Below are 2,927 nucleotides of genomic sequence, written 5' to 3' on the forward strand. Positions count from 1 at the left end.
GGTGCCGGGCTGTTGGACGCGAGCGAGGGCCTTTTCCTTGATGGTCATGTCGGCGTGAAGGTAAACCTGGGTGGTGTCGGTGCCTTCGTGACCAAGCCAGAGGGCGATGACTGAGGTGTCGACTCCGGCTTTCAGAAGCGTCATGGCTGCTGAATGCCGCAGCGTGTGTGGGGTGACGTGTTTGTCCTTGATCGATGGGCAGGTGTTCGCGGCGATGGTGGCGTGCTTGGCGACGAGGCGCTCGACGGCGTCATGAGAGAGCCGGCGGCCGGGCTGGGTGGGGAACAGCGGGCCGCCCGGGTCGGGGCTGAGTTCAGCGAGCCAGGTCCGCATGACCTTGACGGTCTGGGTGGTGAGTGGGGTGGCCCGGTCCTTGCGGCCTTTGCCGTGGCAGCGGACGTGCGGGCCGGGTCCGAGGTGGATGTCGTGCCTGGTCAGGCCGGTGAGTTCGGAGACGCGCAGTCCGGTCTGGACGTCGAGGAGGAGCAGGGACCGGTCGCGGCGGCCGTGCCAGGTGCTGCGGTCGGGTGCCGCGACCAGCGCGTCGATCTCCTCGGCGGTGAGGTAGCTGACGATCGCTCGTTCGCGCCGCCGGGGTGGGATCGCCAGGACCTGGCTGATCACGGCGGCGTGCTCGGGAGCTCTGGGGGCGGCGTAGGTGAACAGGGAGTGGATCGCGGCCAGGCGGGCGTTGCGGGTGGCGGTTCCGTTCCCTCGCTGTTCTTCAAGGTGATGAAGGAAATCGCCGATGAGCGTGGCGTTGAGGTCGGCGAGGCTGAGCTGGCTGGGCGGCGTGCCGGTCTTGGTCTGGGCGAAGGTGAGCAGGAGCCGGCAGGTGTCGCGGTAGGCGGCGACGGTGTGGGGGCTGGCGTTCTTCTGCCGGGCGAGTCGGTCGGTGAAGAACCCTTGCAGGACGGGGGCCAGGTCGGTCACGATGCCGCCTGTTCCCGGCTGGCGGGTTCGAGCCTGGCGGCTGCCAGGGCGAGGAGCTCGGGGACGGCGGAGAGATACCAGTAGGTGGACTTCGGGTCGATGTGACCCAGCCATGTGGACAGGACCGGGAGGCGGGCCTGGACGTCGGCGCCGTCGCGATACCAGTCCAGCATTGTTGCGACCGTGAAGACGTGCCGCAGGTCATGCAGCCGTGGGGCCCGCTGCCCGGGTGGGGCGGTGATGCCGGCCGCCGTGACGAGCACGGCGAACGTGTGGGGGGTGTTGCGACGGTCCAACGGCCAGCCGAGGCTGTTGACGAGGAACGTGCCCGCCTCAGCCTGCGGGAACGTCTCCTCGCGGACCCGCGCGTAGACGCGTAAGGCGGCGGCTGCGGTCGGGTGCAGGAACACCAGGCGGGACTTGCCGAACTTGGAGTCCTCGACCGTGATCGTCTCGGCGTTCAGGTCAACGTCGTCACGGCCGAGGCGGCAGGCTTCGCCCTGGCGCATCCCGGTCACGGCCAGCAGGCCGATCAGCGTCCGCCAGGTCGCCGCCCGCATGGCCGGCCGGAGCTGGCCCGCCGCGCTCATCAGGGCGGTGATCTCCTGCGGGGAGTAGAGGTAGGGCGGGATCCGCCACTGGCGGCGATCCAGCACGTCGGCGGGCGGGACCTCGGTGGCCGGGTCCAGCGGCTGCAGGTGGCGGGCGAAGATCCGCACCACGTCGAGGCGGCGGGCCTGGTAGGCCTCGTGGTCGCTGGCGGTCGAGGTCGCCCACCCCACCGCCAGGTCCGTGGTCACCACGGTGGCACCACGCTCTTCGCAGAACCGGACGAAGCTCATCAGCCTCGGCCCGTGGCTCTCCAGCTTGAACCCCAGAGCCCTGCGCAGGGCGAGGTACTCCTCAGCGCTGGCCCTCAGCCCGCTCACTGCCCGGCCTCCGGCCACCGGCGAGCCAGCGGACGCAGCGCGTTCTGGTCGACCTTGGCATAAAGCGAGGTCGATAGCTGGCTGCGGTGCCGTAGTACCTGCCCGACCTCAGGCAGCGATGCCCCGGCCCGCAGCATCTCGGTCGCCAGCGCATGCCGGAACCGGTGGGTGCCACGCCGGTCCAGCCCGGCCCGTTCGCAGGCCCTGCCCATGAGGGCCCGGACCGACTCCGGTGTCAGGGGCCGGTAGGGCCGCCGGACCGTCACGAACACCGACCGCGACTCGCACGTCGGCCGCCCGCCCGTCAGCCAGGCGGCGAGTGCCTCCCCTACCAGGGCCGGCAGCGGGAGCCTCTCGGTCCGGCTGCCCTTACCGGTGACCGCGATCTCGCCGACCCGCCAGGCGATGTCACCGAGTTGCAGCCCGGCGGCCTCGGCACCCCGCAGGCCGAGTCGAGCCAGCAGCGACAGGACCGCATAGTCCCGCAGGCCCACCGCCGTGTCCCGGTCGCAGCCGGCCAGCAGCCGCTCGATCTCCGCGGCTTTCAGACCGCGGGGCAGCGACGACATCCGCCACGACGCGACCGCGGGAACGGCCCCCACCAGCGGGACCGCTGTCCGCCCGGTCGCGTGCGCGAACCGCAGGAACGCGCGCAGCGACGTCACCATCGCCTTCGCCGACCACCTGTTGCGGTCCTGCGTCCAGGCCACCATGAACGCGGTCACCGCGCCCGCGTCCAGGCCGCTGACCGCGCCCGCCCCGCCGATCCCGGCCAGGAACGCCTTCAACTGCTTGCAATAGCAGCGCACCGACACCGGCGACAGACCCCGCTCTCGGTCCAGCCAGCCACCGAACTCCGCCAGCAGCGCCATATCCGGCTGCACGCAGCCCCGACCCGCACCCATCTCCATGATGATCTCCTCGCCTGGAGGAACACGACCACTCCAGACAGGCAGACCACCACCCGGTCCCGCAGGATTATGCCGAGATCAGGAAGCCGCTCATCGCCCTGACCAGGAAAACCAGAGCCAGGGCCGGCATAACCCGGACCTCGGCATAAGCCGA

General features: G+C 70.7%; 3 protein-coding genes. All 3 read right to left on the reverse strand.

Annotation, left to right across the window (positions count from 1 at the left end):
- The coding region (locus B056_RS0108995; protein ID WP_018501542.1) for a tyrosine-type recombinase/integrase at positions 1-933 on the reverse strand (933 nt) is incomplete at its 3' end.
- Positions 930-1,862, reverse strand: coding sequence for a tyrosine-type recombinase/integrase (locus tag B056_RS0109000; RefSeq protein WP_035750921.1), 933 nt, complete (start codon positions 1,860-1,862; stop codon positions 930-932). The genes B056_RS0109000 and B056_RS0108995, both read right to left, overlap by 4 nt.
- Positions 1,859-2,773 (reverse strand): site-specific integrase, encoded by a 915-nt coding sequence (locus B056_RS0109005; RefSeq protein WP_026239491.1) that lies wholly within the window; start codon positions 2,771-2,773, stop codon positions 1,859-1,861. The genes B056_RS0109000 and B056_RS0109005 overlap by 4 nt, the downstream gene beginning before the upstream one ends.
- Positions 2,774-2,927 lie beyond the last annotated feature (154 nt).

This window comes from Parafrankia discariae (assembly GCF_000373365.1).
GTDB lineage: Bacteria > Actinomycetota > Actinomycetes > Frankiales > Frankiaceae > Parafrankia > Parafrankia discariae.